This is a genomic window from Pseudalkalibacillus sp. SCS-8 (genome assembly GCF_040126055.1).
In the GTDB taxonomy this organism is placed as follows: domain Bacteria; phylum Bacillota; class Bacilli; order Bacillales; family Fictibacillaceae; genus Pseudalkalibacillus; species Pseudalkalibacillus nanhaiensis.
This window is the reverse complement of sequence record NZ_CP143541.1, coordinates 646,280-670,785: the sequence shown is the minus strand read 5'-3', so window position 1 is coordinate 670,785 and position 24,506 is coordinate 646,280. Positions and strand designations below refer to the sequence as shown.

Here is a 24,506-nt window from a genome sequence, read left to right as displayed (position 1 = left end):
ATCATTCCATTGTCGCAAGCCATGCGGCGACGTTTTCTGCTTCCTCACCACGGATGAGGCCTCCGGGCATTCCACCGCCACCCTTTTTTATCATTGTGAGAATTTCTTCTTTACTGAGCTTGGATCCGATGTTCTCAAGCTTAGGACCGTTTCTTCCCTCGAGGTTTTGGCCATGACAGTTGGCACAGTTTTGTTCGAACGTTTTTTCAGCAGCAGCGACATCAACTGTCCCGTTTGAACCACCATTTTCTTCCGCACTCTGTCCATCCTGGCCTTCATCACTGCCGCCTCCACAAGCGGCAAGGCCGACAATAAGCAATAGTGAAAGTACAAGTACAGATAAGCTACGTAACATGTTTACACCTCTTCAGCTTTTTTCTTATGATACCATTATTTTCCCTGCTCATTCGTTATAAAAACATGAATTTGCACTCCGTATGAACAAAAAAACAGGCTAGCTCAGCTAGCCTGCTTTTCTTTATACCAATTATCCCATGTTGATCCAGACGCTCTTGACTTCCGTGTAGTTATCTAGCGCATAGGATCCCATTTCGCGTCCGATACCGGATTGCTTGTATCCTCCGAATGGTGAAGCAGCATCAAAAGCGTTGTAGCAGTTCACCCAAACCGTACCTGCTTTAATTCGGTTCGCCACATAGTGTGCACTCTTCAGATTCTCTGTCCAAAGACCTGCAGCCAGACCATAATCGGAATCGTTCGCACGATCGATTACTTCATCCAAATCATCGAATGGCATAGCCGATACAACCGGGCCGAAGATTTCTTCCTTCGCGATTGTCATTGAATCATTCACGTCAGCAAAGATCGTCGGTGATACGAAGTAACCTTGATCGTAAGGCTTAGTGCCTCCTGTCAACAGCTCAGCACCTTCGCTCTTTCCTTTTTCAATATAATTCAATACTCGGTTATGTTGTTCCTCAGAAACAAGTGGTCCCATTTCTGAATCTGGATTCAATCCAGGTCCTTGCTTCAGCTTTTCAGAGTGGGAGACAAGGTCAGCGACAACATTGTCGAACGCCTTTTTCTGGATATAAAGACGTGATCCTGCACAGCAAACCTGTCCTTGGTTGAACATGATTCCTGAGAACGCTCCTGGAATCGCTTTGGACATGTCCGCATCCGGAAGGATAATGTTCGGTGATTTACCACCAAGCTCAAGCGTAACTCGCTTCAAGTCATTTGAAGCTGTACGCATGATATGCTTTCCGACTTCCGTCGAACCAGTGAATGCAATCTTATCGACAAGTTTATGCTCGAGTAATGGTCCTCCAGTTGTTTCGCCATATCCAGTTACGATATTGACGACACCTTCTGGGAATCCTGCTTCTTCAATCAGTTCCGCTAAGTATAATGCTGAAAGTGGTGTTTGCTCTGCTGGCTTCAATACAATTGTACATCCGCTTGCGAGAGCAGCTCCCATCTTCCAAGCTGCCATGAGGAGCGGGAAGTTCCAAGGAATGATCTGTCCAACGACTCCGAGCGCTTCATGACGGGTGTAGTTGAAGAACTTACCTGAAACAGGGATTGTTTGTCCTACGATTTTTGTCGCCCAACCTGCATAATAGCGGAAATGCTCGATTGCAAGTGGTACGTCAGCATTTGTCGTTTCACGGATCGGTTTTCCGTTGTCTAACGTGTCCAATTGCGCTAATTCTTCTTTATGTTCTTCCATCAAATCAGCAAGCTTATAAATCAGTCGGCTTCTGGATGCTGCACTCATCTTTGACCAAGGTCCATCGTCAAATGCTTTGCGGGCAGCTTTTACAGCGCGATCTACATCTTCGTGTCCAGCTTCACTTACAACTGCTAGGACTTCTCCATTGGAAGGATTCAATGTGTTGAATGTTTTGCCGGAAACTGACGGCTGCCACTTCCCGTTAATATACAACTTCTTCGTACCATTCAAGAATTCAGCGACTTTCGGCTTCAATTGAGTGTCCATTACTTTTTCCATCATAAATCCTCCTTCAAATTTTAAGATGCATGTCACTATTTCTCGAAGGAGAATGATTTTCCCTACCGCTTAACATTCTTTTAACATTCTTTCTATCGAGTTCTCTCTACAAAAATCGCGGACCCTGCATTTTCCATATAAAAATTTGCTGTAATTACGGGGATTTTCACCTTTAAGGACCCCTCGATTCGTCTCACATTTTGTCAGAACTTCATCTGAAGAATTTTAAAAAAATGAAAGGGTTTTCAAATTTTGTAACAATTGTAACATTACGCTGACGGAAGGGGCTTACTTTTGGGGCTGTTCGAGAAACTCCTTTCAGTTCTTGTGGGACTTTACTGAGCACTTTTTATTAATGACTCTGTTAAGGAACGTTGTTGAATTTGAACAGCTCCAGGCGGGCGCTTTCCGCGGGTTAAGAAATGCGGAATCGCCTTGTTCAGGGGCGACAAGCGCTGGAGATTCCTTATAAAAAACACCTTTCGTGTTTTGAAGGAATCGAAGCGACCTCGAGCACCTAGGCGATGGAGCTGGACAGACGCTTCAGCCTCCTCACTTCCACAGGATGTGGTGGCTTCGACGTTCACCATAGGACGTGGTAGTTTTTAGTCGAAGATCCTTAATTCCTCGTTCTGTGGGGTCTTCAGCTGTTGCTTTTCCCGCTGGAGTCGCCGCCTTACGCTTCTGTCTTCTTTAAGCAATCAACAAAAAAAAGCTAACAGAGCCTTCCTAATAAAAAACCGCCCAAAGATGAGCGGCTTTCCCTTAGGATGATTTATCGTTCGACTGGAAGTTCAATTTGCATTTTCATCTGTTTACGGAATACTTCCCGAACCATGTATTCAAGTCCATGCTGATCATTGGACCTGGTTACCCAATCTGCTGCCTGTTGTACCTCTTCAGGTGCATTCCCCATTGCTACACCTAGTCCGGCATGGCGGATCATTTCCAGATCGTTCACGAAGTCACCTACTGCGACCATTTCCTTCATGGATATGCCTAAATGCTTGCCAAGGAATTGGAGCCCTGACGCCTTATTCACCGATTTGGGGATGATTTCGAATCCACAGCGTGTGGATGCCGTCACATCAATGTCTTCAACTTCATCCATCAATTGATGATAGGCTTCTTCCTGTTCTTCAGCATTGAAGAATTGTACATCGATTTTCGGTACAGACATCGGTTTCGTTTCGAGATGATCACTTAGATGATCAGTGAACGTAACCGGATAAAAAAGCGGGTCCCCAACGCCCATCGTCATTTTTGCAATAAGCTGAGACTTTTGCTGAACCTGATTCCCCAACGCATAACGTTCATGAAGCAACCGGATATGGGCATCATACGGCTCGATGACCTCCACGATCCGTCTTACCTGCTCAGCTGAAATCCTTCTTTCATAGAGCGGTTCATCAATTGAAGAGGCAATCAACGCTCCATTATGGGTAATCAGAATGCTATCAAGCTTCAGTTCCTTCGCGATCTTTTTGGCAGACGGAAAGTTACGGCCCGTTGCCAATGTAACATATACACCCTTTTTCTTTACGTATCGAATGGCTTCTCTTGTGGACCGATCGATTTTAAAGTTGCTTTTCAGCAAGGTCCCATCGATGTCCAAAGCTAGTAGTCGATAAACCAGGATAATCCCCCCAATCTAGAGTTCTCCTCATATCAACTTTATGAGCAGTCCCTTTAAGATAGAACCACCCTGAAACAGGATTTCCCACTCCAATATCGAATAGGAACCTTGGTGATTATAAATAGGAGGACTTCTTATGAAGAAAAGTATCATCCAAGGAACAGATCAACCAAGAACGACGAAAACGCTAATGGCGGACCTCCGTGCACTAGGTGTCGAGCAAGGCATGACATTGCTCGTCCACTCCTCCCTTAAATCACTAGGGTGGGTATGTGGGGAGAGTGAGGCAGTCATCCAGGCGTTGATGGATGCTGTCACGGAGGAAGGGACATTGATCCTGCCTGCCCATTCGGCTGTCCTCTCTGACCCTGCCGATTGGCAGAACCCCCCTGTTCCGAAAGATTGGTGGGAGCCGATCAAGGAATCGATGCCCCCTTTCAATCCTACGACCACACCGACTTGGGGAGTGGGCTTGATTCCGGAAAGATTCAGATCCTATCCAGGCGTATATAGGAGTAATCATCCGAACATGTCCATGGCAGCATGGGGAAAGCATGCTGCATACATTACAGAGAACCATTCTTTAGACAATGGTCTCGGTGAGCGTTCTCCGATTGCCAAGGCCTATGAACTGGATGCAGATGTATTATTCTTAGGAACGGACTTTGACTCTCATACTTCATTCCATCTCTCCGAGCATCGTGCAGGCGTGCGTAATACCGTTGCAAAAGGAGCTCCGATTCTCATGGACGGGAAAAGGGTATGGCGGAACTATCTAGAAATCGATTATGATGATGAGTGTTTCGGTGAGATCGGAAAAGCTTTTGAAGGAAAGCATGATGTCAGGATTGGAAAGATCGGTTCTGCAACCAGTAAACTGTTCAAGCTACGGCCATCTGTCGACTTCGGGGTACAGTGGTTGAAGGAGCATAAATCCAAGTAAAGTCAAGTTGGCTAGGATTAGAGATTACTTGCCGATATTTAGGATTTACTATCCGAAGTTGTACATTTACTATCCGAAATTGTTGATTTACTATCCAAACTCACACGTTTACTATCCAAATGGCAAAAATTCCACTTAGTACGCAATAAAAAAAGCTGACACCGGAGTGTCAGCTTTTTATCATGAGTTATTGTTGTTGTTCCTCTGGATTGCCGTACAATTCTTCCAAAGGCTTCGTAACAATCTTGTTGATGTCCTGGATAAGCATGCTTACGCGTTGCTCAGCATTCATTAGCTTAGAGATCACTTCGTTCTGTTGAACAAGTTCAAACGTTTGCTGTGCTTTTTGAGCTTCTTCCTCAGTGATTTGTTGACCTTGCATTTGCTTTTGTTGAAGTTCAACCTGCAAGTTACGGAAGTTGTCGAACATCTGCTTGACGTTCTCATCCGCATTCACTTGATCATACAAGCTCTTAAGCTCCTGGAAGTCGTCACTTTCACGCAACGCTGTTTCTAGATTGTATGCCGCATCATGGACATTTTTACTCATATTTAGCCTCCTAAAATTTACATTCATGCCGTTACTATTAAGCACCTCTTCCACTATAACAAGAATCAGGTGATGAAGTAAACCAACAGCCCTTGAATGAAGCCGATCATCCCACCTAACAAGGCACCAAGGTACGTGATCATCTTCAATTCCCTTCTTGAAATTGAAAGCACCATTTCTTCCAACCGTTGTACAGAAAACGTCTGGACCTGCTGACGTACGAGCTCGGACAGCCTCATCTTTTCCATGATCTGTTCAACATTTGAGCCCAGCCAATCAAGTGCATGGTCCGTCATACGAGGGATCAGCTCATCTTCCATATAAGGTATGTAAGGAGCTGCCCACTCATGAATCGGTTTATTGAGGATTACCTTTACATCAAGTTGATCGATCACCCAATCGATCATGGCTTCCTGGCTGTCCTCTACTCCCAGTTGTGCAATGATATCCGAAGCGGGCTTTTCTTTCATAGCCGTCCACTCTTTTTTGAGGATCTTCTCCAGCATCGTTGAGACGGTACCCCTTTGAAGAAGCTTGATGAGTTCAGATTGCACTTTATCGATCAGGCTCTCATTTCCAAGGAACATATTAATCATGTTTCCAAGCATGCCACGCTCAGCGAGAAAATCGTCGATCAGCTGTTTCAACTGCATTTTTCCCTCTGGACTATGTATGAAAGCAATCAACCGATTTTGGATGAACCTGGTCGTAGCAGGAATCTCAGCTTCTATCCGGGTATCCAGCTTTTCAGGAATCAGTTCTTTAAGAGGCTGTCCTTTCGCCTTCCCGATTTTTTCTGTCACTTTTTCGTTAAGGAATTGCTTCAGCTTTCCTTCGACCGCCTTGTCTAAGGCGTCATTCTTTAATAGGTCTGCTGCCAAATCATTTATAGATTGTTCTTTCTCCAATTGCGTATGAAGGCCCTTTTTCAACCATTCAACCAATTCATTCTTGAATTCGGTTTGATTCAGTTTCTTCTGGAGACCTTCCTTGGTAATGAGATGATTAACCGTCATCTCTCCAAGCTGTATAGCCAATTCTTCCCTTCGTTTCGGGATTAAACCGGGTGTAAAAGGAATCCGGAAACGTCCTATATATATTGGATTGTAAGGTCTGAAGAGCATCTTGATTGCAAGTGAGTTCGTAAAACCTCCGATTGCAGCTCCAATCACGACCATCAACACGAGCACCCATAACACTTCCATCAATCTCAACCTTCCATACTGATGTCACCAAATTTTGTTTCTTACCATAGTATACGATATCCGCTATTGCCTATAAAAGCAATACAAAAGAGGGAGTCAAATGAACACGAGAGAGACCGTCCAAATCAAGTATATACTTGCTTCTTCCTCTAACCCGTATGTCGTTTGGCTCAGCAATCACCTGATGACACGTTTCCGACTCCAGCCTAAGGAGAAGGTATGGTTCCGTTATGGGAATGAGCGTTTCCTCGTCAAGTGTGAGGTCAAGTTGGACGACACATACGGAATGGTGGAAATACCTGATTCGCTTAAAAACAGTCATCGCCTACCACCAACCAACCAATACCATTCGCTTCTATATTCAATTGAAAAGAACGAAATCAGAATCGGACCCATCCTCTCTTTATTTGTAGATCGACACGAAAAACACCAAGGTACATTCGGGAATATGACCCAGTTTGCGGTTGAACTGAATGAGTTAAGTCGAAAGTTCAACATCGTGTTTTACGTGTTTTCATATGAAGATGTCGAACCGGATGGCATAAATGGATACACGTATGTCGAGGGGAAGTGGATTCAAGAGCCGCTTCCCTATCCGGATGTCATTTACAACCGGATAACGAATCGAAGACTGGAGCGGACCGAAGCATACACTCGTTTTTTCAACCATTGTCACGATTGGGGGATCCAGTTTTTCAATGACCGGTATCTTTCCAAATGGGAGGTCTTTTCCCTTCTGTTAGAAAACGATGCTGTTGCTGCCCATTTGCCGAAAACGGTCCGGATAAGTGATAAAGAAGCCTTACTTGAAACGATTTACCGCTTCACTGTTCTCTATTTGAAACCCATTGACGGACACGAAGGAAGGGGAATCGTCAGGATCACGAAACAACTGGACGAAAAACTTAAGCTTGAAGCATCGGACAGAATTGAGCCCCCATTACCTTCTCTCACTGACAAAGGGTTGATCCAGTTTATCGACGAATATGTTCCATCTGATCACTATATTTTGCAGCAAGGCATCGATTTAATTCAATACCGGGGAGGAAATGTTGATTTCCGTATACTTTGCAATCGCAACGAATACGGTATATGGTGTATCACCTCAAGCCTGGCAAGGATCGGGAAGGAAGAACACATCGTTACGAATGTATCAAAAGGAGCGACGACCTCTTCTCCGATAGATGTCCTTGAAAGCAGGTTCGACCGAATGAAGGCGAAGCTCATCCTTTCCATGCTATATGATTTGTCCATTGAAGTGTGTGAATGGATTGCATCCAATCTTGATGGGCTTTATGGGGAATTTGGTATCGATTTTGGTGTGGACGGTGAAGGTCATCCTTGGATCCTTGAGGTCAACACAAAGCCCTCTAAGGCTCTACTTTCCCCTTGTCCATCCGATATCCGTCCGTCTGCAAAACGCGTATTTGCGTTTTTGAATTACTTATATACGGCTTCAATTCCAGAATAAATTGTGTGGGAGGAGAATGAACATGGGTACAGCTCAGCTCATTCCAATCAGAGATGAGGCGGGGACCGTTTTATTTGCCCCTGTTTCCCAGTTTCGTGCATGGGTGCAGAACCGATCTTTCCCGACGAAGATCAGGTATGGACAGAAGGTGATTCCACTCTCTATCCAACCTCATCCGGATCAGGAAGAGTATTATATGATGACCAAGGGGCTTTACCATCAGCTTGGGCTATTGAAAAAACAATCTCATCATATCATTGAGGGCGATCAAGAAATACAAATCGGTCCGGTAGTGGGGATATACACTGCAGGATTCACGAGCAATCAACATCACCCTTTCGGCGACCGCACAAAAATGTTCGCCAAGATGTTGAAGGCAGCCCGCCGCACAGGCGTGACCTGTTATGTCTTTGGCTCTCATCATATCGACTGGGACAGGAAGAGCATTTCTGGGTATGTGTATGATGATAGCGGATGGAAACGACATGACTTCCCCTTCCCTGCAATTGTCTACGATCGCCTTCCGAATCGGAGAATCGAAAGGTTAGCTCTCTCAGTCGAAACGAAAAGCAAACTGCAAGCTGAAAACGTCATCTGGTTCAATCCAGGTTTTTTCGACAAAGGGACTATTCATGAAATGTTAAAAACAGACCCCTCCGTCAAACATTATCTGCCTATGACAATCCAATCGCCTGGGATGGATGAATTGGAGACCCTTCTGAAACGGTACCAGAGCATTTATCTTAAACCGAAGGATGGCAGTCTGGGCAACGGTATCCAGCAAATCATCAAACGGAGGAACGACCCTTACTACTACATCCGTTTCAGAAAAGAGGATACGAACCGCTTGCGTCGGTACTCCAGTTTGAAAAGACTGATCCGTAAACAATTCCCTGCAGGTTTAGAAGATTATTTGGCCCAGCAAGGCATCCAACTCCTCAGCTGGAATGGAGATCCTATCGATTTCAGAGTTCATACGAATCGAAACAGGGAAGGCGAGTGGGAAGTCAGTGCGTTAGCGGCGAAATTGGCAGGATCAAATAGCATAACGACCCACATTACGAGCGGCGGCAAGACATTGAGTCTCTCAGAGCTCATCCACGATTTAGGAAAGTCGAGCACGATGGTCCTTCAATTGAAGGAAGCTGCGATAAAGATCAGCAAGGCATTGACCGGACAGATGGAAGGCATCATCGGAGAGATCGGATTTGATCTTGGCGTTGATGAACAAGGGGATATATGGATGTTTGAGGCCAATGCAAAACCCGGAAGAAGCATTTTCAGTAATCCGAACCTGAATGCGTATGATAAAAAAACTGTCATTATGCCTTTTGAATTTTGTCTTTACTTATTTGAGAACATCGTCCAAAGGCAGGTTCCGATGAAACAATGATTTCTATTTGTTGGGATCCAATATTGAAGCAATGGCACCATCATGAAAAGAATCAAACCTACAAATGGGGACGGAGCAATCAACCGATCCCCTATTCGGCTGAGAAATCGAATATGCCTTTTTCGATATCTGTTTTACCTGGAGACAAAAACAATGTAGGCCCAGTAATCGGCATCTTGACTTCCACCCGAAAAGGTCTTCCTTTCATCGGCAATATGGAGACATTCACCAGGTTGATTCGCTACGTGCATGAAAGAGCCGGTTTTGCCTACGTCTTCTGCCCTCAAAACGATACCTCCGTGATGAATGGTTTCACATATGATTATAAACGTGACTGTTGGTTTGCGATAAAAGCACCCCTTCCGGATGTCGTCTATAACCGAATCCCAAGTCCAGAAATGGAAGCGACCAGGGAATACGCACAGATGATTGAAAGGCTGGAAAGTGAGGGTATCCCCTTTTTCAACAGAAGCTTCTTTTCAAAATGGGACGTTTACCTGCTCTTAAATGACAATCCTCTCATCAAATCCTTTCTGCCGGAAACAAGGCTGATCTCTTCTCCTTACATGCTTAAAGACTTGCTTAAAGACTTCAACCGTATCATCATCAAACCGATTTTAAGCTCTAAAGGATCCGGAGTCACTTTGCTGGAACAGAATGAGCAGCATACCATCAACGCTTTCTCCAATAAACAGCAAAACACATTCAACCATGTTTATGAAGCATGGCATGCATTGGCTTTAAAGCCATATTCCTTCATCATACAGCCCTATGTCTCAAGAAAGGCCTACAAATCGAAACCTTTTGATTATCGAATTCTTGTGCAGAAGGTGAAGGAAAGTTGGTCTGTCACCGGATACGGCATCCGTTGCTCTGGTCCTGACATGCTTACTACCCATGTTCCTTCCGGCGGGAGCCTCCTTTCTCCACAAATTGCACCATTGGACGAGAACCGTCTTGATGTGATTGCGCACGAGATCGGTACGACCGTTGACGAAGCATTAGGACCGGTTTCTGAATTCTCCATTGATTTGGGTGTCGACGATGACAATCAGTATTGGATTTTCGAAGTGAATTCGAAGCCGATGGTATTTGACGAGGATCATATTCGTATAGAAGCGGAAAAACGATGGTTCCTTCATGTTTTAGAAATCTCTGGATACACCTCTCAAGACATAAATCCCTTTCCCTTCACCCATACTATCCAGTAAGGAGGGTCATGTCATGAGAGATAAAGGGTCACAGTATGAAGGACGAGATCAGTCCTATATGGATATAGACCGGATGATCAACGAAGGTATGGCTGGAGGAACAGTGACAGGTCGTTATGACCATGAACAAATCAGTGAAAGCCTGCCGCTTGACGAAGAAGAACCGCCCATTGAATATGTAAAAGAAGAAACGGTTCAACGACGTCCTCAACATTAAAGCCTTCCTATAGACTGCTCCCGCTCGGTTTTACCGTCTTATGATGACGGCACCATTGAGGTGGGAACGGTCTATTTTCATTTACAGGCATTATCCCTCGGGTCTAAAACAAGGAATTGTTATAATACTACTAACACCAGAACGAAAGGATCATCCTCTCATGTCAGAATTGAAAAAGCTACAGAAATTTTTCGGCAAGGATCATGTCATCCAGCATGATGAAGAACATGATGTAAACGATTATACTTGGTACCGGAATGCAAATGGTGAAGAATTCGGCATTCGGAAAACAATCTTGAATGAAGATACAAGAAAGTTACTCGAAGTCTTTCTAACGCCTCTATCCGCCCGACCGATGAAAGAAGATCAAGAACAGCACGCATGGTATGAGCTGTTGTTCAAGGATCGCACCTCCGAACATTTTAGCGTACAAGAAGGCAGACTGCTGCATTTTCAAATCAACAGCCAGGATGTCGAGCATGAACTTTATGTAGAAGCCTTTAAAAATATGTTATCCCCGCATATCATCCCAGTCTGGAAGGATCGCTATTCGGGTGTGTTTGTCGAACCTGCAGATTATGATTACGTAAGCAAGAACCAATTGGACGAGTTGATTCATACGATAGAAAGTGACTTTTACATGAAATCCTCAGTATTTATCGGTTCAACATTCACATCGATCCCTCAGGCTAAGAAACAGTTTGACAAAGAATCTGCCTATTATAAAATCAGTTCGGAAAACCCGAGCAAAAGCAGAATCCATACAATCGCTTCTGCATTGCCTTCACTGCTCTTGCACCAGGCGAATCATGAGGACCTCCTCTATATTCACGAACGGATCATGAAAGATGTGGACCCTGAACTTGTAAGGACAATTAAGACCTTCCTTGAAAGTGATTTGAACTATACGGTTGCTGCTAAAAGCCTGTTCATCCATCGCAACAGCCTACAATATCGAATTGAAAAGTTCACAGATCTTACAGGTCTTGATCCGAAAACTTTCTCCGATGCCGTAACATGTCATTTGCTGATTTCGAACAATGAATAGACGTTTTGTACAAGATTTATAAAAAATGCCTGAATCTTTGTGCATCTCTCCAATTTACTGTGCCTCCCTTTCCAACTACACTTGTAAGTATTACGAAAACGTTTACATACAGAGAGGGGTAAAAGGTTCATGGCTGATATTCAAATGAAAAATATTGTGAAGCGCTATGATAATAAGGTTACTGCTGTACAGGATTTCAATTTAAACATCAAGGACAAAGAATTCATCGTGTTTGTCGGACCATCCGGTTGTGGAAAGTCCACTACGTTACGTATGATTGCAGGACTTGAAGAAATTTCAGAGGGTGACTTGGTCATCGGCGAGAAACGTGTCAATGATGTTGCACCGAAAGATCGAGACATTGCGATGGTTTTCCAGAACTATGCCCTCTATCCGCATATGAACGTCTATGACAATATGGCTTTCGGATTGAAGCTACGTAAATTTGATAAGAACGAGATCGAACGACGCGTAAATGAAGCGGCCCGAATCCTCGGACTTGAGAACTATTTGGATCGTAAACCGAAGGCGTTATCTGGTGGTCAGCGTCAAAGGGTCGCACTCGGAAGAGCCATCGTACGGGATCCTCAGGTGTTCTTGATGGACGAGCCATTGTCCAACCTTGACGCAAAGCTACGTGTACAAATGCGTGCGGAAATCTCGAAATTGCATCAACGTCTCCAAACGACTACGATCTATGTTACACACGACCAGACAGAAGCGATGACGATGGCAACACGGATCGTCGTTATGAAGGATGGTGTCATCCAACAGGTCGGTTCACCGAAAGAAGTCTATGATACGCCTGAAAATGTGTTCGTTGGTGGATTCATCGGATCTCCTGCGATGAACTTCTTACACGGAAAGCTTGAGGATAATTATTTTGTCATGGATAACATCCGTCTCAGTGTCCCGGAAGGAAAAATGAAGCTCCTTCGTGACCAAGGATATGCCGGAAAGGATATCATCCTTGGAATCCGTCCTGAAGACATCCATGATGAGCCGGTCTTTACAGAAGCTTCTGAAGGAACGAAAATCACGGCTTCCATTGATGTTGCTGAGCTTATGGGTGCGGAAACCTACCTTTACTCGACGGTTGCCGAGCAAAGCTTCATTGCCCGTGTTGATTCTCGAACTGATATCCAAAACGGACAAAAGCTTGAACTTGCATTCGACATGAACAAATGTCATTTCTTTGATGCAGAAAATGAAAAACGCATTCGTGCGTAAAATAGGATTTTCAAGAGTCGCCATTGTGGCGGCTCTTTTTTTGTTTCGTTCAGCTCTTTACCAGAGGTGTAATGTTTTGGCAAAAAAAGCACATAATAGTTCATGATTGACTTTACATGTGCTGCTCACTACAATGAATAAGTGGCTAAGTTATCCCATTGATTTTGTCGGGATTAAACCAAATAAACATAACCTATCAGGAGGGTCATACATGAAAAAAACATGGATTTATTCCTTTATTCTCGTTCTGACAGTCGGACTGCTCGCAGCATGTGGAACGGATGATAAAGAAAAAACAACTGGTGATGAACGTGAGGTATTGAAGATTGGAACAGAGGCGACTTATCCCCCATTCAGCTTCCGTGACTCTGAAACAAATGACGTGACAGGCTATGATGTTGAAATCGCAAGAGAAGTCGCAAAGCGTATCGGTATGAAAGCGGAATTCATTCCGACTGAATGGAAAGGGATGTTCGGAGCGCTTGATTCAGAGCGTATCGATATGATTGCCAATCAGGTAACGATAACGGATGATCGTAAGAAAAAGTACTCGTTTTCTGAACCTTATACCGTTTCTGGTGGTCAGGTCATCGTCCATAAAGACAACGATGACATCAAAAGCCTTGAGGATCTGGAAGGTAAGACTGTAGGAACAACGCAGGGCAGTAATTATGCTGAAGCAGCAAAAGAAGCGGGTGCAAACCTTAAATTCTATAAAGGGATTGCTCAAGCCCTGACCGATTTGAATGTTAAACGTATTGATGCAGCACTTAACGATCGCCTTTTCATCCAACAAGAATTGAAAGGTGACAACTATAATGTAAAAGCAGTCGGTGATCCTTTTAACGAGACGAAAATGGGATTCGCTTTCCGTAAAGACCAGGAGAAACTCATCGAGGAAGTCAATAAAGCGTTGAAGGAAATGGAGAAAGATGGCACTCTCGAGGAAATTTCCCAAAAATACTTTGGGGAAGATGTAAGTGAATAATGAAACGTTAGAATACATCCTTAACTGGCTCCCTTTTCTACTCGAGGGAGCCAAAATGACGGTCTATTTGAGTGTCGCAGCTATATTTCTGTCCTTGATCCTAGGACTGATCATCGTGTTGATGCGGATTTCGAACTCGAAGATCCTTTCCGGAATCGCACGGTTCTATGTATCGTTCTTTCGAGGGACTCCGTTGCTGACACAATTGTTGCTCCTTTATTATGGATTGACGTGGCTATATACGTTCGAAGGATGGCAAGCTGCCATTCTAGGACTTACCTTACATTTTAGTGCCTATATTTCGGAATCCTATCGGGCAGCGATTCATTCCATTTCGAAGGGCCAATGGGAGGCGGGGTATTCTCTAGGCATGAACACCGCCCAGGTCATGAAGGAAGTGATCCTCCCCCAGGCGTGGAGACGTTCGATTCCACCCGTCTGGAATTCGTTGATTGATATCGTGAAGGCATCCTCCCTCGCTTCGGTTCTTGCCGTAGAAGAACTTACAGGAAGAGCGGAACAGATTGCCGCCTTGAACCTCGATGTCCTTGTCATCTTTATCGTCGTCCTCTTTATGTACTGGGCACTTACGACAATGTTAAGCTGGGTCCAGACCTATCTGGAAAGAAAATTAGACGTAGGCGCATAGTGTTCATGAGCAATGGCTTTACAGCTGTTGCTTTTTTTTTATAGGGGATGTGACTGATATAAAATACCTTTCTGCGTCAGTCGACAGATTAATTGCATTCGGACCGCCACTCATGAATCAATAACACATTTTCAGCACGACAGGACGTACAATAGAAAACATGCGGACATTGCTTATCCCGCTCATCATCTGGGTACCCATCCTCCATTTTCAACGAATCAATTTCGAGGTAAGGACTATAATCATCATAGTAATCCATTACCCTGCCACTATCCTCCATCATCCCTAAGCAAGACGGACATCGATATTGGGTAGCACTCAATTGATTACAAACAGGGCAAATTGACATAAAACCTCTCTCCTTTTGTCAAAAATCTCGATTGATTGTGTAAGCTACTGAAAAACGTGAAAAGAAGGAGTGGAACAAGTCCACCCCCTCAAAGCCATTATTATAATTATTATCTTCCACCAAGCTGTGATTGAGCTTGTTGAACAAGACGCTTAGTGATTTCTCCACCAACTGATCCGTTAGCACGAGAAGTTGTGTCTGGTCCTAGTTGTACTCCAAATTCAGAAGCGATTTCAGTCTTCATTTGATCCAATGCTGCTTGAGCACCAGGTACTACTAATTGATTGCTGTTGTTTTGAGCCATGTATCTCACCTCCTCCTTGGTACACATAGTTTGCGTTATTGAGAATGCGTTATTCATATAAATATCATGGAAATAATTTCACGAATGAAAAATTGTTTTAATAAAAGACTTTGTTAGCTATATCAAGTAAATAGAAGCGATACCCGCGGAAAGCGCCCGCCTGAAGCTGCATAAACTAAGCCAAATAAAAAAACGACTGAGCGCTAGGCTCAATCGTTTTAACCGATAATGACTTGTTCTTTTGGATAGCGATACGTTTCTTTGACGATCTTTCCTCGGATGATGAACAGGAAGGATAAGATTCCTACTCGACCGATGAACATGAGCAAAATGACGAGGACCTTTCCAGGTGTACTCAAATCCGGCGTCAGTCCCATGGATAACCCGCAGGTACCGAACGCAGAGGCAACCTCGAAAATGACCGTCATCAATGGTGCTGACTCTGTAAACATCAGTATGATGACTGAAGTACCGAACATCATGAAAGCGACACTCAGTACGACAAACGCCTTTTGGACATCTTCCACCAAAAGCTCACGTTTAAAGACTTTAATGGTCTGATTCCCTTTTGCGAACGATATGATCGCCAATACGACAATGGCGAACGTCGTCGTACGGATCCCTCCACCGACGGAGCTTGGGGAGGCACCAATGAACATTAAAGCAGACATGAGCAACTGGGTCGGCTCTGAAAACAGGTTGATATCCATCGTCGACAATCCGCCACTCCGGGTCGTAACAGATTGGAACAAGGAATAGAACAAGATTTGATGCCATTTTTTATCTTCATAAAACAGGTTGAATTCGAGTAAAATGATTAAAAATGTCCCCAGAACGACCAGGAAAAAGAACGTAACCGTCGTCAGCTTCGTGAACAAAGAGAATTGATACTTCCCTTTCTTGGAGGCGATATACTCTTTTACCTCCAATAACACTGGGAACCCGATTGCTCCAAGGATCATCAATAGAATGTTGATGAATTGGACGAAATAATCTGCAGCAAAAGGATGAAGTGACCGACCGGTAATGTCGAAACCACCATTCGTCGTGGCACTGACAGCTGCGAAGAAACCTTGCATGAAGGCCTCCTGCCATGTATCGAAGTAATTTAGGAAGTAGACCCCGAGGATCACTGTACCGATTGCTTCAATAAGTAAGATCAGATAGAGAATTTGAATCATCAATCGGACAAGACCTTGAAGTGTTGAAAGGTTCTGGTCTGTCATGATCAATTGCCTTTCCCTCAGACCGATCCGTTTCCCGACCAATAGCCAGATGAATGTACCGAGCGTCATGATGCCGATACCACCGAATTGCAAGACGAAAGCCAACAGGAAGTAACCGAATTCATTGAAGGTTTCCGCTGTATTCACGACGGTCAGACCCGTCACACTGATCGCACTTACAGCTGTGAACAAGGCATCGATGAACGACCACTCCATTCCATCCCTATGGGCGTATGGCAAGCTTAATAAGGAGGTTGCCATGACGACAGCCCCTAAATAAAACAAGATGATCAATTGTACGGATGTTAAGCGTATTTTACGATAACGTCGATTTTTTTTCATCGTCTAACAACCTTTAGTCAGAGTGTATTTCGAATGAATCTATCGTACCTAATTTAAACATAACTGAAAACCCTAATTCTTAAAATAGTTTACCCTTCTTTTGCAAAACTTGGGTGTAGAAATAGTCCTGTTCTTAGTATTAACACAATGAGAAATAAGAAGTATAATATTGGTATTGTTTTCAAAAATTCATTAAGCAACTAAAAACCGATACGGAACTACACTTATAAAGAGTCCGTGTCTACTCTCGATTGGAATGAAGATTATGAATGTAATGATGAAATACGTATTAAAGTGCCTGCCACACCATGCAATCACAAATCTGGTCAGTTTGTTCATGAAGTCGAAAATAAGCCGTTTTGCGATTCCCGCTTATGTAAAGTGGTACAACATCGATTTGTCACACGTCGAAAAACCGGTTGAACAATATAGAAGCCTTAACGAGTTTTTTAAGCGGAAACTTATACCATATGCAAGACCCATTGATCAAAATAACGATACCTTCATTAGCCCTGCCGATGGTCTAATCAAGCAGGTCGGACGTATTGATAATGGCCAAATCATACAGGCAAAGGGTGTCTCCTATTCGGTTGACCAATTGCTTGCCGATGAAGAAAGAGCAAAATTCTTTCAGAATGGCACATACATGACGATTTATCTGAGTCCGAAAGATTATCATCGTATCCATGCTCCGATTGATGGTACAATTACCGACTTCTCCTATATCCCAGGACGCCTCTACCCTGTGAATGACCATGGTGTAGAGTCGATTGAAGGCGTTTATTCAAAAAACGAACGTTTGACAACCTTCATGCGTACACCAGTGGGACAAGTCGCAGTCGTAAAGGTCGGAGCTTTGATCGTCGGGAGTGTTCAATTAGCTTACAAAAAACAGATTGAACGTGTCCATAAAGGGAAGCAGTATGCAGAAGCATTAGAGGGCTCTCCCTTTATTCATAAGGGAACAGAAATGGGACACTTTGAATTTGGCTCGACGGTTATCCTTCTATTTGAAGAGGACCAGATTGACCTTCTTCAATCGATCCAACCAGGAACGGACATCAAAGTGGGCGAGCCGATCGGGTACAAAATGGAGCAGCTGAAGCGTAAGGTCGAATAGATGATGCCGACAATCCAGGTCGATATGGAATAATGGAAGTAGAACAAGAGGGGGATTTGGTATGCCTAACGTTTGGACACACATTCTTTTCGGTGAACGCGTATTAGACAAGACGGGGATCATTGAACTGACGGAAGAGACCACGCCCTATTTCAACTTCGGAACCCAGGGACCGGATCCATTCTTTTATCATAATTTCTGGCCCTGGAAATCTTCTAAAGTTACAGAAGTCGGAGATCGGATCCATCACGCTTCATGCGGCGCTTTTCTGCTTGAATTGATCAACTATACGAAAGAACATCTCCAGGATGAACGATTAGTCGCTTTTACGACAGGTTTCATCACCCATCATATCCTTGATCGGAACACGCACCCTTATATCAATTACCGTTCAGGGACGGAAGACAATCGACATCAGAAGCTTGAAATCATCATCGACACCTTGTTGATGAAACGATTCAAGTCCATAGAAACCTGGAAAACCCCGGTTTATAAAGAACTGGCGATTGGTAAGACCTTGCACAAGCCGATCGAAACCATGCTCGAAAAAGCGGTAGATACGATCTTCCCAGACTTACATAAAGAAATGCCATCCGGATATGTACAACAATCTTATCAGCATATGCAAAAAGCCCTGAAAGTCCTTTATGATCCCTCCGGCTGGAAAAATAAACTGTTGAAGCACCGTATTCATCCATTTTCTTATCAAAAAGAGATTGCACCAGCCGATTATTTGAACGAGGAAAAAACCGCCTGGTACCACCCAGCACAGCCAGATGAGCGTCATGAAGAAACGTTCCTGGAATTGATGGAGCAGGCTGAGGAAGAAGGCGTTTCACTTTTACAAGACCTGGGCGCCTATTGGTTTAAGGATGACAACGAGGCATTTGAAAACTTGAAAGAAAAACTCGGAAACATCTGTTATGATACCGGAAAAGACCTTGCTCTCGGCTTAGAGAATAGACACTTTGATCCGATATTATAGGCGAAAAAAAAGCGACCTCGCAGGTCGCTTTTCTTTTTACATCATCAATTCTTGACTCGCTGTGGTCGCCTCTTTCTTTCCTTTTTCTACATCCACTCTTGATAATAAGAAAATGCCTGCAAGGAAGAACAAGACCAACGATATGATTCCCATGCGAGTTGATCCCGTTAACTGTCCGACGATTCCAAACACGAACGGACCAAAAATAGCAGAGAACTTTGCGGAAATTCCATAAAATCCAAAGAATTCAGCATGCTTGTGGTCAGGTACCATACTGCCGAAAATGGATCGGCTCAAGGCCTGTGCCCCACCCTGAACAAAGCCGACCATGATTGCCAGAGCGTAAAAGTGGACGGCCGTTTCCATGAAGTAGCCGAGCATGACAATGACGACATACGTCCATAGTGCGATGTATAACGCGCGTTTCGCTTGAATCTTCTTCGCGAGGAAACCGAACAAAAAGGCGAAAGGTATGCCGACGAATTGAGTAATCAATAAGGCAGCAATCAAATCGTTCGATCCAATTCCGATATCACGCCCATAGATCGTTGCCATCTTGATGATCGTTGAGATTCCATCATTGAACAACCAGAAAGCCACGAGAAAAAGTAAGAGCTGTTTGAACTGATTGATTTCTTTGAAGGTCGTCTTCACCCGTTTGAAGCCAATCGCAACATATGACCCCTTCAGTGGTGGTTGTTCATGCTTCCGGTCTTTGACGTGCTTGAATAATGGAAGCGAGAAGACGAACCACCATATTCCGACAGTGACGAACGAGAGCTGCGTCGCAATCAATGAATTCGGGAGGAAGAACCATGAAGGGTTCATGATCATCATCAGATTGACAAGTAAAAGGAGTCCTCCTCCTATGTAACCAAACGCATATCCACGTGCAGAGATCCGATCGATCTCATCCTTTGGTGCGATCTCTGGCAGAAACGCATCATAAAAGGCATTTCCTCCTGAAAAACCGATCGTCCCGAAAATTAATAATACCGAGGCAAGGATATAGTCTCCCTCTCCAACAAAAGCAAGTAGGATACTTGCGATGATCCCCATGTACGCGAAAAAGCGTAGAAATTTCTTTTTGGAGCTCGAATGATCGGCAATTGCACCTAAGATCGGAGCCAGTAATGCAACAAGCAATACAGCGATTGATTGCGAATACCCCCAGTAGGCCGTTGCTGTCGTCTTATCAAGATTCTTTGCTGCAACATCATAATAAAAGATCGGCAGCACCGCAGCCATGATCGTCGTCGCAAAGGCTGAATTCGCCCAATCGTACATCGTCCATGCATAGACCTCTTTTTTCTTCATAACGAGCCCCCTCTTTTTAAAGACAGATAAACGCTCTATATTCATTGTATGTCCGCCATTTTACTTACAGTTCTATATTCGCTTTCGGTTGTGGGGAGACCTTTTTTGATTTTTTGTAAAAGCTCCTGGCGTTTTGAGCGTGGTTTGTGGACTCTTTTGTGTGAATTCCGGAATTTTTGGTGCTGTTTCCTGATTTTTGAGCATTATTCCGGAAATTTGAAGCTTAATTCCGGAATTGATGATCATAATTCCTGAATATCAACAGCGAATTCCGGAATTCAGTCCTTTTTTACCATAAAAGATCAAAGGACTGACCTGGGTAGGTCAGTCCTCTCCAATCCTTCAAACAGCTTGAGATTGTTTTGTTCCTTGTTGCATCTGGTACATCTGATAGTACTTACCTTTCACTTCCATTAATTCATCGTGTGAGCCTCGCTCCACGATTCGTCCGCGGTCTAGGACGAGTATCTGATCGGCATTTTTGATCGTTGAAAGACGATGGGCAATGATGAATGTCGTTCGCCCTTTCTTCAACACGTCGAGAGCCTTCTGGATGATCGCTTCCGTTTCAGTGTCAATATTCGCAGTCGCTTCATCCAAGATTAATATCGCTGGATTGTAAGCAAGTGCTCTTGCGAAAGAAATCAACTGCCGCTGGCCAGCTGACAATGTGCTCCCTTTCTCGATGACAGGCTCATCATAGCCTTTCGGAAGCTGTTGAATGAACGGCTCAGCACCGACATCCTTCAGTGCTTTTTCAACTTGCTCACGCGTGATGGACGGATCATCCAGGCTTACATTGGACGCAATCGTACCCGAGAACAGGAATGGATCCTGAAGGACGATGCCCATATGTTTTCTCAAGTCCTGTCGGGTCATCTTCTGGATATCCTGACCGTCAATCATGATCTTCCCATGTTCAATGTCATAAAAACGGAACAACAAATTCATGATCGAGCTTTTTCCGGATCCGGTATGACCGACCAATGCGACCGTCTCACCTTGCTTCGCTTCAAAGGAAATGTTTTTCAACACGTATTCGTCCTCTTTATACGCGAAGGTCACATCATCAAAAACGACGTTCCCATCGTACCTTGGAACAGTGGTGTCAGAAACATCCTCCCCTTCACGGTCAAGGAGCTTGAATACGCGCTCTCCTGAAACAAGCGCCTGCTCTAGGTTCGCAAGCTGTGTCACGATACCTGTTATCGGCTGGAACAAACGGTTTAGATAATCGACGAATGCATAAAGCACACCGACAGTTACTGCGGTTGTAGCCGTAAGAGAGGCACCACCGAAATACCAGATCAGCACAACGAATGCCACATTTCGAAGTAAGCCGACTAGATTATGGGACATGAGAGCATCCAAGCTCAACAGCTTATTCCGATGTTGAAAATATTCTTCATTGATCGCTTCAAACTCTTGAGTTGTTTGCTTCTGTCTACGAAAAGCTTGAATGATCGGCATCCCTTGAATCGATTCGTTGATCATCGCATTCAAATCACTAAGGCGTTGACGGATCAGGTGATTATAATTCGATGCATATTTCCGATACATGATGATCCAAACGAACATGATCGGGATGATGACCGAGCAAATCAACGCTAGCCGGGCATCCAGGAAAAAGAGTGCCGTCAAGATCCCTATGATATAAATGATTCCGGTGAAAAACTGCGCCAATACCGTGACGTACAGCTCCCGAATCGCTTCCGTATCATTGGTGATCCTTGAGACGACTTTCCCTGCTGGAAGGTTATCAAAGTAATTCACAGGCAACCTTTGAATCTGACCAAAGACATCCGTTCTCATATCCTGTATGATCCTGTTCGCTGACTTTTGCAGCAAGTATTTTTGCCAATATGTGAAGAAAGCGGATACGAGCAACAAGCCTAGATAAAATGCACTCAAATAGATGAGCCATTTCACTTCAGGACGATAGAACGCTAACAAATGGTCCGTGGTCAATTTTTCTGCACCATAAGTAGCGGTCTGATCGCCTTTCTTGATAACAAGCGTATTTCCTTCAATCGAACGTTTTCCATCAAAGGCAACGGCTTCATCAATAAAATAATACTCACGTTCCACCTGGAGGATCCGGACCTCAGGATATGCTGATGCATCCCCTTCAAAATAAGCGGTCCGGACATAATGCTCTCCTTTATACTCAACGGTATCTTCACCTGGCTCCTCTACTTGGATCCAAGGGTTTTCAATCCCGAGAATATGATTATCGATCATTTTCTTTGCGATGAACGGGCCGGTCAATTCAGCCGTAATTGCAACCGTCAACATCGCAAGCGCAAATATGATCATCTTTTTATATCGCAATGCGTAATCAACCAATCTTCTACCTACGCTCATACTTACACCACACCTTCTGAGAGGCCGTCTTCTAATTGTTGTCTTTCATATTGCTCTTTGTACCAGCCTCCGTTTTCCAATAATTCATCATGTGTACCCTCTTCAATCACGCGTCCCTCATCCATGACGAGAATCCAATCCGCATGCTGTACAGCAGACAGACGATGAGTCGTAATGAACGTCGTCTTCCCTGCCCGCTCGTTACGGATGCTCTGAATGATCTTCGCCTCGGTTTTTCCATCGACTGCAGACATCGCATCATCCAACAACAGGATTTCAGGATTCACAAGAAGTGCTCGTGCAATCGAGATCCGTTGCTTCTGACCACCTGAGAGGGCCACGCCTTTCTCTCCGACGAGGGTCTGCATTCCTTGTGGCAGGTTTTCAATGTCATTTTTAAGCGAGGAAAGATCAACCACATCATCCAATCGTTTTTGGCTCGTATCGTTTACCCCGAAAAGGATATTTTCCTTGACGGATCTGGAAAAAAGAATCTGCTGCTGAGGTACATAGCCCAGCCAGCTTTGCAGTTGATCCATCGGAATGTTGTCGATTTCCGTTCCAGAAATGGTGATTGAACCGTCCCCAGAAGGATATTCACGTAACAGCTGTTTGATGAGGGTCGTCTTCCCACTTCCTGTTTTCCCGACAATTCCAAGAGTTTGCCCTTGTTTTAAAGTGAAGGAGATCCCTTTCAGATTATCCACTTGAGAGCTAGGATAACGGAACGTGACGTTGTCGAACTTGATTTCCGTCGGACGATCGATTGGTTGAACCCCTTCTTTATCCTTCACATCCGGCTCATAATCAAGTGTATTGTTGACACGATCCAACGAGGCGTTCCCCCGTTGCATGATGTTGATCAATTCTCCGATTGCAAACATCGGCCAGATCAGCATCCCGAGATAGACGTTGAAGGAGATCAATTCCCCGAGAGTGATCGTCTTATGGAACACAAGATATGCCCCATACCCTAAACCGATCATGTAACTGATTCCGACTAATACTTTGATCGTCGGTTCAAACAAAGAATCGACACGTGCAACCGAAACGTTCTTCTTATAAACATCATGAGCAAGATCCTCAAATCGCTTGTGATCGGACTTCTCCTGCACATAAGCCCGGATGACCCTTACCCCCGAAACAGACTCCAGCACCTGGTCATTCAGCTCACCGAATGAATCCTGAGCTGTCGTAAAACGCTTATGCATCAGCTTACCGTACCGGTTCATCAAAATTGCCATGATCGGTAATGGCAACAGAGCTGCCAGTGTAAGCTTCCAGCTGATAAGAAAGCCCATTACGAACAGAATCGTAATCAGGAAGAACGTCGAATCGATCAATGTCAGGATACCGAACCCGGCAGTCATCGAAATCGCCTTCAAGTCATTGGTCGCCCGAGCCATCAAGTCACCCGTCCGATGCTTTTCATAAAAGGTCGGAGTCATTTTGAGCAAATGCCGCATGAAGCTTGAGCGCATTGTGCGTTCAACGAGGAATGCACCCCCGAAAAGCTGGTACATCCACACGTAATTGAGACCATAATTCGTAATTAATAACACGACATAAATTCCGACGAATTGAAACAAACGCTCTTTCGTCAGTGAACCGATGGCCATTTCATCAATCGCCATCCCGATCAATTTCGGAGGGACGACTTCAATAATATTCACGATCTGCAATAAGAAAATGGCGATCGCATATCTTTTCCAATGCTTCTTAAAAAACCAACCTAGTTTGACTAATACTGAAAACATGCTATATCTCCTCTCCTGATGAAGCTATTTCGTTCGAGCTGTCAGCCGCCTTCTTTCCGATCCAGCGTCTTAATGTTCATTTTCTGTTTTACAAACATCTACATTACTCCCTTCATGCATGCACATTCATTTTTATATAAAGCAGTCCGAGCGCTTTGGCACCCGGTCTGTCTTTATCCAGTTGTGATAAAAGTCTTTTTTCGAACAAAAAAAGTATGCCGCACGT

At 44.2% G+C, this 24,506-nt stretch carries 22 protein-coding genes; 11 read left to right on the top strand and 11 right to left on the bottom strand.

The window, feature by feature from the left end:
- Position 1: 1 nt before the first annotated feature.
- From cccB to V1497_RS03415, 3 genes are all read right to left on the bottom strand, one after another.
- Positions 2-355 (bottom strand): cytochrome c551, encoded by a 354-nt coding sequence (gene cccB, locus V1497_RS03425; RefSeq protein ID WP_349409575.1) that lies wholly within the window; start codon positions 353-355, stop codon positions 2-4.
- A 132-nt stretch (positions 356-487) separates the two neighbouring features.
- Positions 488-1,975, bottom strand: coding sequence for an aldehyde dehydrogenase family protein (locus V1497_RS03420; protein ID WP_349410734.1), 1,488 nt, complete (start codon positions 1,973-1,975; stop codon positions 488-490).
- 775 nt (positions 1,976-2,750) lie between these two features.
- Positions 2,751-3,611: a Cof-type HAD-IIB family hydrolase gene (locus V1497_RS03415; protein WP_349410733.1), complete on the bottom strand. Its 861-nt coding sequence runs from the start codon at positions 3,609-3,611 to the stop codon at positions 2,751-2,753.
- A gap of 136 nt (positions 3,612-3,747) precedes the next feature.
- Here V1497_RS03415 and V1497_RS03410 point away from each other — a divergent pair, with 136 nt between their 5' ends.
- Positions 3,748-4,554, top strand: a complete 807-nt coding sequence (locus tag V1497_RS03410) for an AAC(3) family N-acetyltransferase (protein ID WP_349409574.1) — start codon at positions 3,748-3,750, stop codon at positions 4,552-4,554.
- A gap of 187 nt (positions 4,555-4,741) precedes the next feature.
- Here the strand turns inward: V1497_RS03410 and V1497_RS03405 are convergent, their stop codons facing one another.
- Positions 4,742-5,104, bottom strand: coding sequence for a YlbF family regulator (locus V1497_RS03405; RefSeq protein WP_349409573.1), 363 nt, complete (start codon positions 5,102-5,104; stop codon positions 4,742-4,744).
- Between the two features lie 65 nt (positions 5,105-5,169).
- The gene (locus V1497_RS03400) at positions 5,170-6,309 is read right to left on the bottom strand and encodes a DUF445 domain-containing protein (RefSeq protein ID WP_349409572.1); all 1,140 of its coding nucleotides are present in this window, start codon (positions 6,307-6,309) and stop codon (positions 5,170-5,172) included.
- A gap of 100 nt (positions 6,310-6,409) precedes the next feature.
- Between V1497_RS03400 and V1497_RS03395 the strand changes: the two genes are divergently transcribed.
- From V1497_RS03395 to V1497_RS03360, 8 genes are all read left to right on the top strand, one after another.
- A complete protein-coding gene (locus V1497_RS03395) occupies positions 6,410-7,780 on the top strand; it encodes a YheC/YheD family protein (RefSeq protein ID WP_349409571.1) in 1,371 nt (456 codons plus the stop codon).
- A gap of 22 nt (positions 7,781-7,802) precedes the next feature.
- Positions 7,803-9,173, top strand: a complete 1,371-nt coding sequence (locus V1497_RS03390) for a YheC/YheD family protein (protein ID WP_349409570.1) — start codon at positions 7,803-7,805, stop codon at positions 9,171-9,173.
- A 23-nt stretch (positions 9,174-9,196) separates the two neighbouring features.
- Positions 9,197-10,384: a YheC/YheD family protein gene (locus V1497_RS03385; protein ID WP_349409569.1), complete on the top strand. Its 1,188-nt coding sequence runs from the start codon at positions 9,197-9,199 to the stop codon at positions 10,382-10,384.
- 13 nt (positions 10,385-10,397) lie between these two features.
- Complete coding sequence (locus V1497_RS03380) at positions 10,398-10,601, top strand: hypothetical protein (RefSeq protein WP_349409568.1); 204 nt, start codon at positions 10,398-10,400, stop codon at positions 10,599-10,601.
- A gap of 160 nt (positions 10,602-10,761) precedes the next feature.
- On the top strand, positions 10,762-11,649 hold the full coding sequence (locus tag V1497_RS03375) for a PucR family transcriptional regulator (RefSeq protein ID WP_349409567.1): 888 nt from the start codon (positions 10,762-10,764) through the stop codon (positions 11,647-11,649).
- A gap of 129 nt (positions 11,650-11,778) precedes the next feature.
- A complete protein-coding gene (locus V1497_RS03370) occupies positions 11,779-12,879 on the top strand; it encodes a sn-glycerol-3-phosphate ABC transporter ATP-binding protein UgpC (protein ID WP_349409566.1) in 1,101 nt (366 codons plus the stop codon).
- 211 nt (positions 12,880-13,090) lie between these two features.
- Positions 13,091-13,867, top strand: a complete 777-nt coding sequence (locus tag V1497_RS03365) for a transporter substrate-binding domain-containing protein (RefSeq protein WP_349409565.1) — start codon at positions 13,091-13,093, stop codon at positions 13,865-13,867.
- Positions 13,860-14,516 carry an amino acid ABC transporter permease gene (locus V1497_RS03360; RefSeq protein ID WP_349409564.1) on the top strand — a complete coding sequence of 219 codons (657 nt, stop codon included), beginning with the start codon at positions 13,860-13,862 and terminating at the stop codon, positions 14,514-14,516. The genes V1497_RS03365 and V1497_RS03360 overlap by 8 nt, the downstream gene beginning before the upstream one ends.
- Positions 14,517-14,604: 88 nt before the next feature.
- Here the strand turns inward: V1497_RS03360 and V1497_RS03355 are convergent, their stop codons facing one another.
- The 3 genes from V1497_RS03355 to V1497_RS03345 all read right to left on the bottom strand — a co-directional run bounded on the left by V1497_RS03355 (position 14,605) and on the right by V1497_RS03345 (position 16,737).
- On the bottom strand, positions 14,605-14,865 hold the full coding sequence (locus V1497_RS03355) for a hypothetical protein (RefSeq protein WP_349409563.1): 261 nt from the start codon (positions 14,863-14,865) through the stop codon (positions 14,605-14,607).
- A gap of 109 nt (positions 14,866-14,974) precedes the next feature.
- Entirely contained in the window at positions 14,975-15,169 is a 195-nt protein-coding gene (locus V1497_RS03350) for an alpha/beta-type small acid-soluble spore protein (RefSeq protein ID WP_349409562.1), read from the bottom strand.
- Between the two features lie 218 nt (positions 15,170-15,387).
- Positions 15,388-16,737, bottom strand: coding sequence for a TrkH family potassium uptake protein (locus V1497_RS03345; protein ID WP_349409561.1), 1,350 nt, complete (start codon positions 16,735-16,737; stop codon positions 15,388-15,390).
- 265 nt (positions 16,738-17,002) lie between these two features.
- Here V1497_RS03345 and asd point away from each other — a divergent pair, with 265 nt between their 5' ends.
- Positions 17,003-17,857, top strand: coding sequence for an archaetidylserine decarboxylase (gene asd / locus V1497_RS03340; RefSeq protein ID WP_349409560.1), 855 nt, complete (start codon positions 17,003-17,005; stop codon positions 17,855-17,857).
- A 61-nt stretch (positions 17,858-17,918) separates the two neighbouring features.
- Positions 17,919-18,842 carry a zinc dependent phospholipase C family protein gene (locus V1497_RS03335; protein WP_349409559.1) on the top strand — a complete coding sequence of 308 codons (924 nt, stop codon included), beginning with the start codon at positions 17,919-17,921 and terminating at the stop codon, positions 18,840-18,842.
- Between the two features lie 36 nt (positions 18,843-18,878).
- On the opposite strand, the gene V1497_RS03330 is transcribed toward V1497_RS03335, so the two are convergent.
- The 3 genes from V1497_RS03330 to V1497_RS03320 all read right to left on the bottom strand — a co-directional run bounded on the left by V1497_RS03330 (position 18,879) and on the right by V1497_RS03320 (position 24,280).
- Positions 18,879-20,159 (bottom strand): MFS transporter, encoded by a 1,281-nt coding sequence (locus V1497_RS03330; protein ID WP_349409558.1) that lies wholly within the window; start codon positions 20,157-20,159, stop codon positions 18,879-18,881.
- Between the two features lie 342 nt (positions 20,160-20,501).
- Positions 20,502-22,523 carry an ABC transporter ATP-binding protein gene (locus V1497_RS03325; RefSeq protein WP_349409557.1) on the bottom strand — a complete coding sequence of 674 codons (2,022 nt, stop codon included), beginning with the start codon at positions 22,521-22,523 and terminating at the stop codon, positions 20,502-20,504.
- Between the two features lie 2 nt (positions 22,524-22,525).
- Complete coding sequence (locus V1497_RS03320) at positions 22,526-24,280, bottom strand: ABC transporter ATP-binding protein (protein ID WP_349409556.1); 1,755 nt, start codon at positions 24,278-24,280, stop codon at positions 22,526-22,528.
- Between the last annotated feature and the right edge of the window lie 226 nt (positions 24,281-24,506).

Bases quoted from the DNA above. Each gene is read 5' to 3' on its own strand.
- cccB (WP_349409575.1), bottom strand. From the start codon at position 355: ATGTTACGTAGCTTATCTGTACTTGTACTTTCACTATTGCTTATTGTC.
- V1497_RS03420 (WP_349410734.1), bottom strand. From the start codon at position 1,975: ATGGAAAAAGTAATGGACACTCAATTGAAGCCGAAAGTCGCTGAATTC.
- V1497_RS03410 (WP_349409574.1), top strand. From the start codon at position 3,748: ATGAAGAAAAGTATCATCCAAGGAACAGATCAACCAAGAACGACGAAA.
- V1497_RS03405 (WP_349409573.1), bottom strand. From the start codon at position 5,104: ATGAGTAAAAATGTCCATGATGCGGCATACAATCTAGAAACAGCGTTG.
- V1497_RS03400 (WP_349409572.1), bottom strand. From the start codon at position 6,309: ATGGAAGTGTTATGGGTGCTCGTGTTGATGGTCGTGATTGGAGCTGCA.
- V1497_RS03395 (WP_349409571.1), top strand. From the start codon at position 6,410: ATGAACACGAGAGAGACCGTCCAAATCAAGTATATACTTGCTTCTTCC.
- V1497_RS03390 (WP_349409570.1), top strand. From the start codon at position 7,803: ATGGGTACAGCTCAGCTCATTCCAATCAGAGATGAGGCGGGGACCGTT.
- V1497_RS03380 (WP_349409568.1), top strand. From the start codon at position 10,398: ATGAGAGATAAAGGGTCACAGTATGAAGGACGAGATCAGTCCTATATG.
- V1497_RS03375 (WP_349409567.1), top strand. From the start codon at position 10,762: ATGTCAGAATTGAAAAAGCTACAGAAATTTTTCGGCAAGGATCATGTC.
- V1497_RS03370 (WP_349409566.1), top strand. From the start codon at position 11,779: ATGGCTGATATTCAAATGAAAAATATTGTGAAGCGCTATGATAATAAG.
- V1497_RS03365 (WP_349409565.1), top strand. From the start codon at position 13,091: ATGAAAAAAACATGGATTTATTCCTTTATTCTCGTTCTGACAGTCGGA.
- V1497_RS03355 (WP_349409563.1), bottom strand. From the start codon at position 14,865: ATGTCAATTTGCCCTGTTTGTAATCAATTGAGTGCTACCCAATATCGA.
- V1497_RS03350 (WP_349409562.1), bottom strand. From the start codon at position 15,169: ATGGCTCAAAACAACAGCAATCAATTAGTAGTACCTGGTGCTCAAGCA.
- V1497_RS03345 (WP_349409561.1), bottom strand. From the start codon at position 16,737: ATGAAAAAAAATCGACGTTATCGTAAAATACGCTTAACATCCGTACAA.
- asd (WP_349409560.1), top strand. From the start codon at position 17,003: ATGAATGTAATGATGAAATACGTATTAAAGTGCCTGCCACACCATGCA.
- V1497_RS03335 (WP_349409559.1), top strand. From the start codon at position 17,919: ATGCCTAACGTTTGGACACACATTCTTTTCGGTGAACGCGTATTAGAC.
- V1497_RS03330 (WP_349409558.1), bottom strand. From the start codon at position 20,159: ATGAAGAAAAAAGAGGTCTATGCATGGACGATGTACGATTGGGCGAAT.
- V1497_RS03325 (WP_349409557.1), bottom strand. From the start codon at position 22,523: ATGAGCGTAGGTAGAAGATTGGTTGATTACGCATTGCGATATAAAAAG.
- V1497_RS03320 (WP_349409556.1), bottom strand. From the start codon at position 24,280: ATGTTTTCAGTATTAGTCAAACTAGGTTGGTTTTTTAAGAAGCATTGG.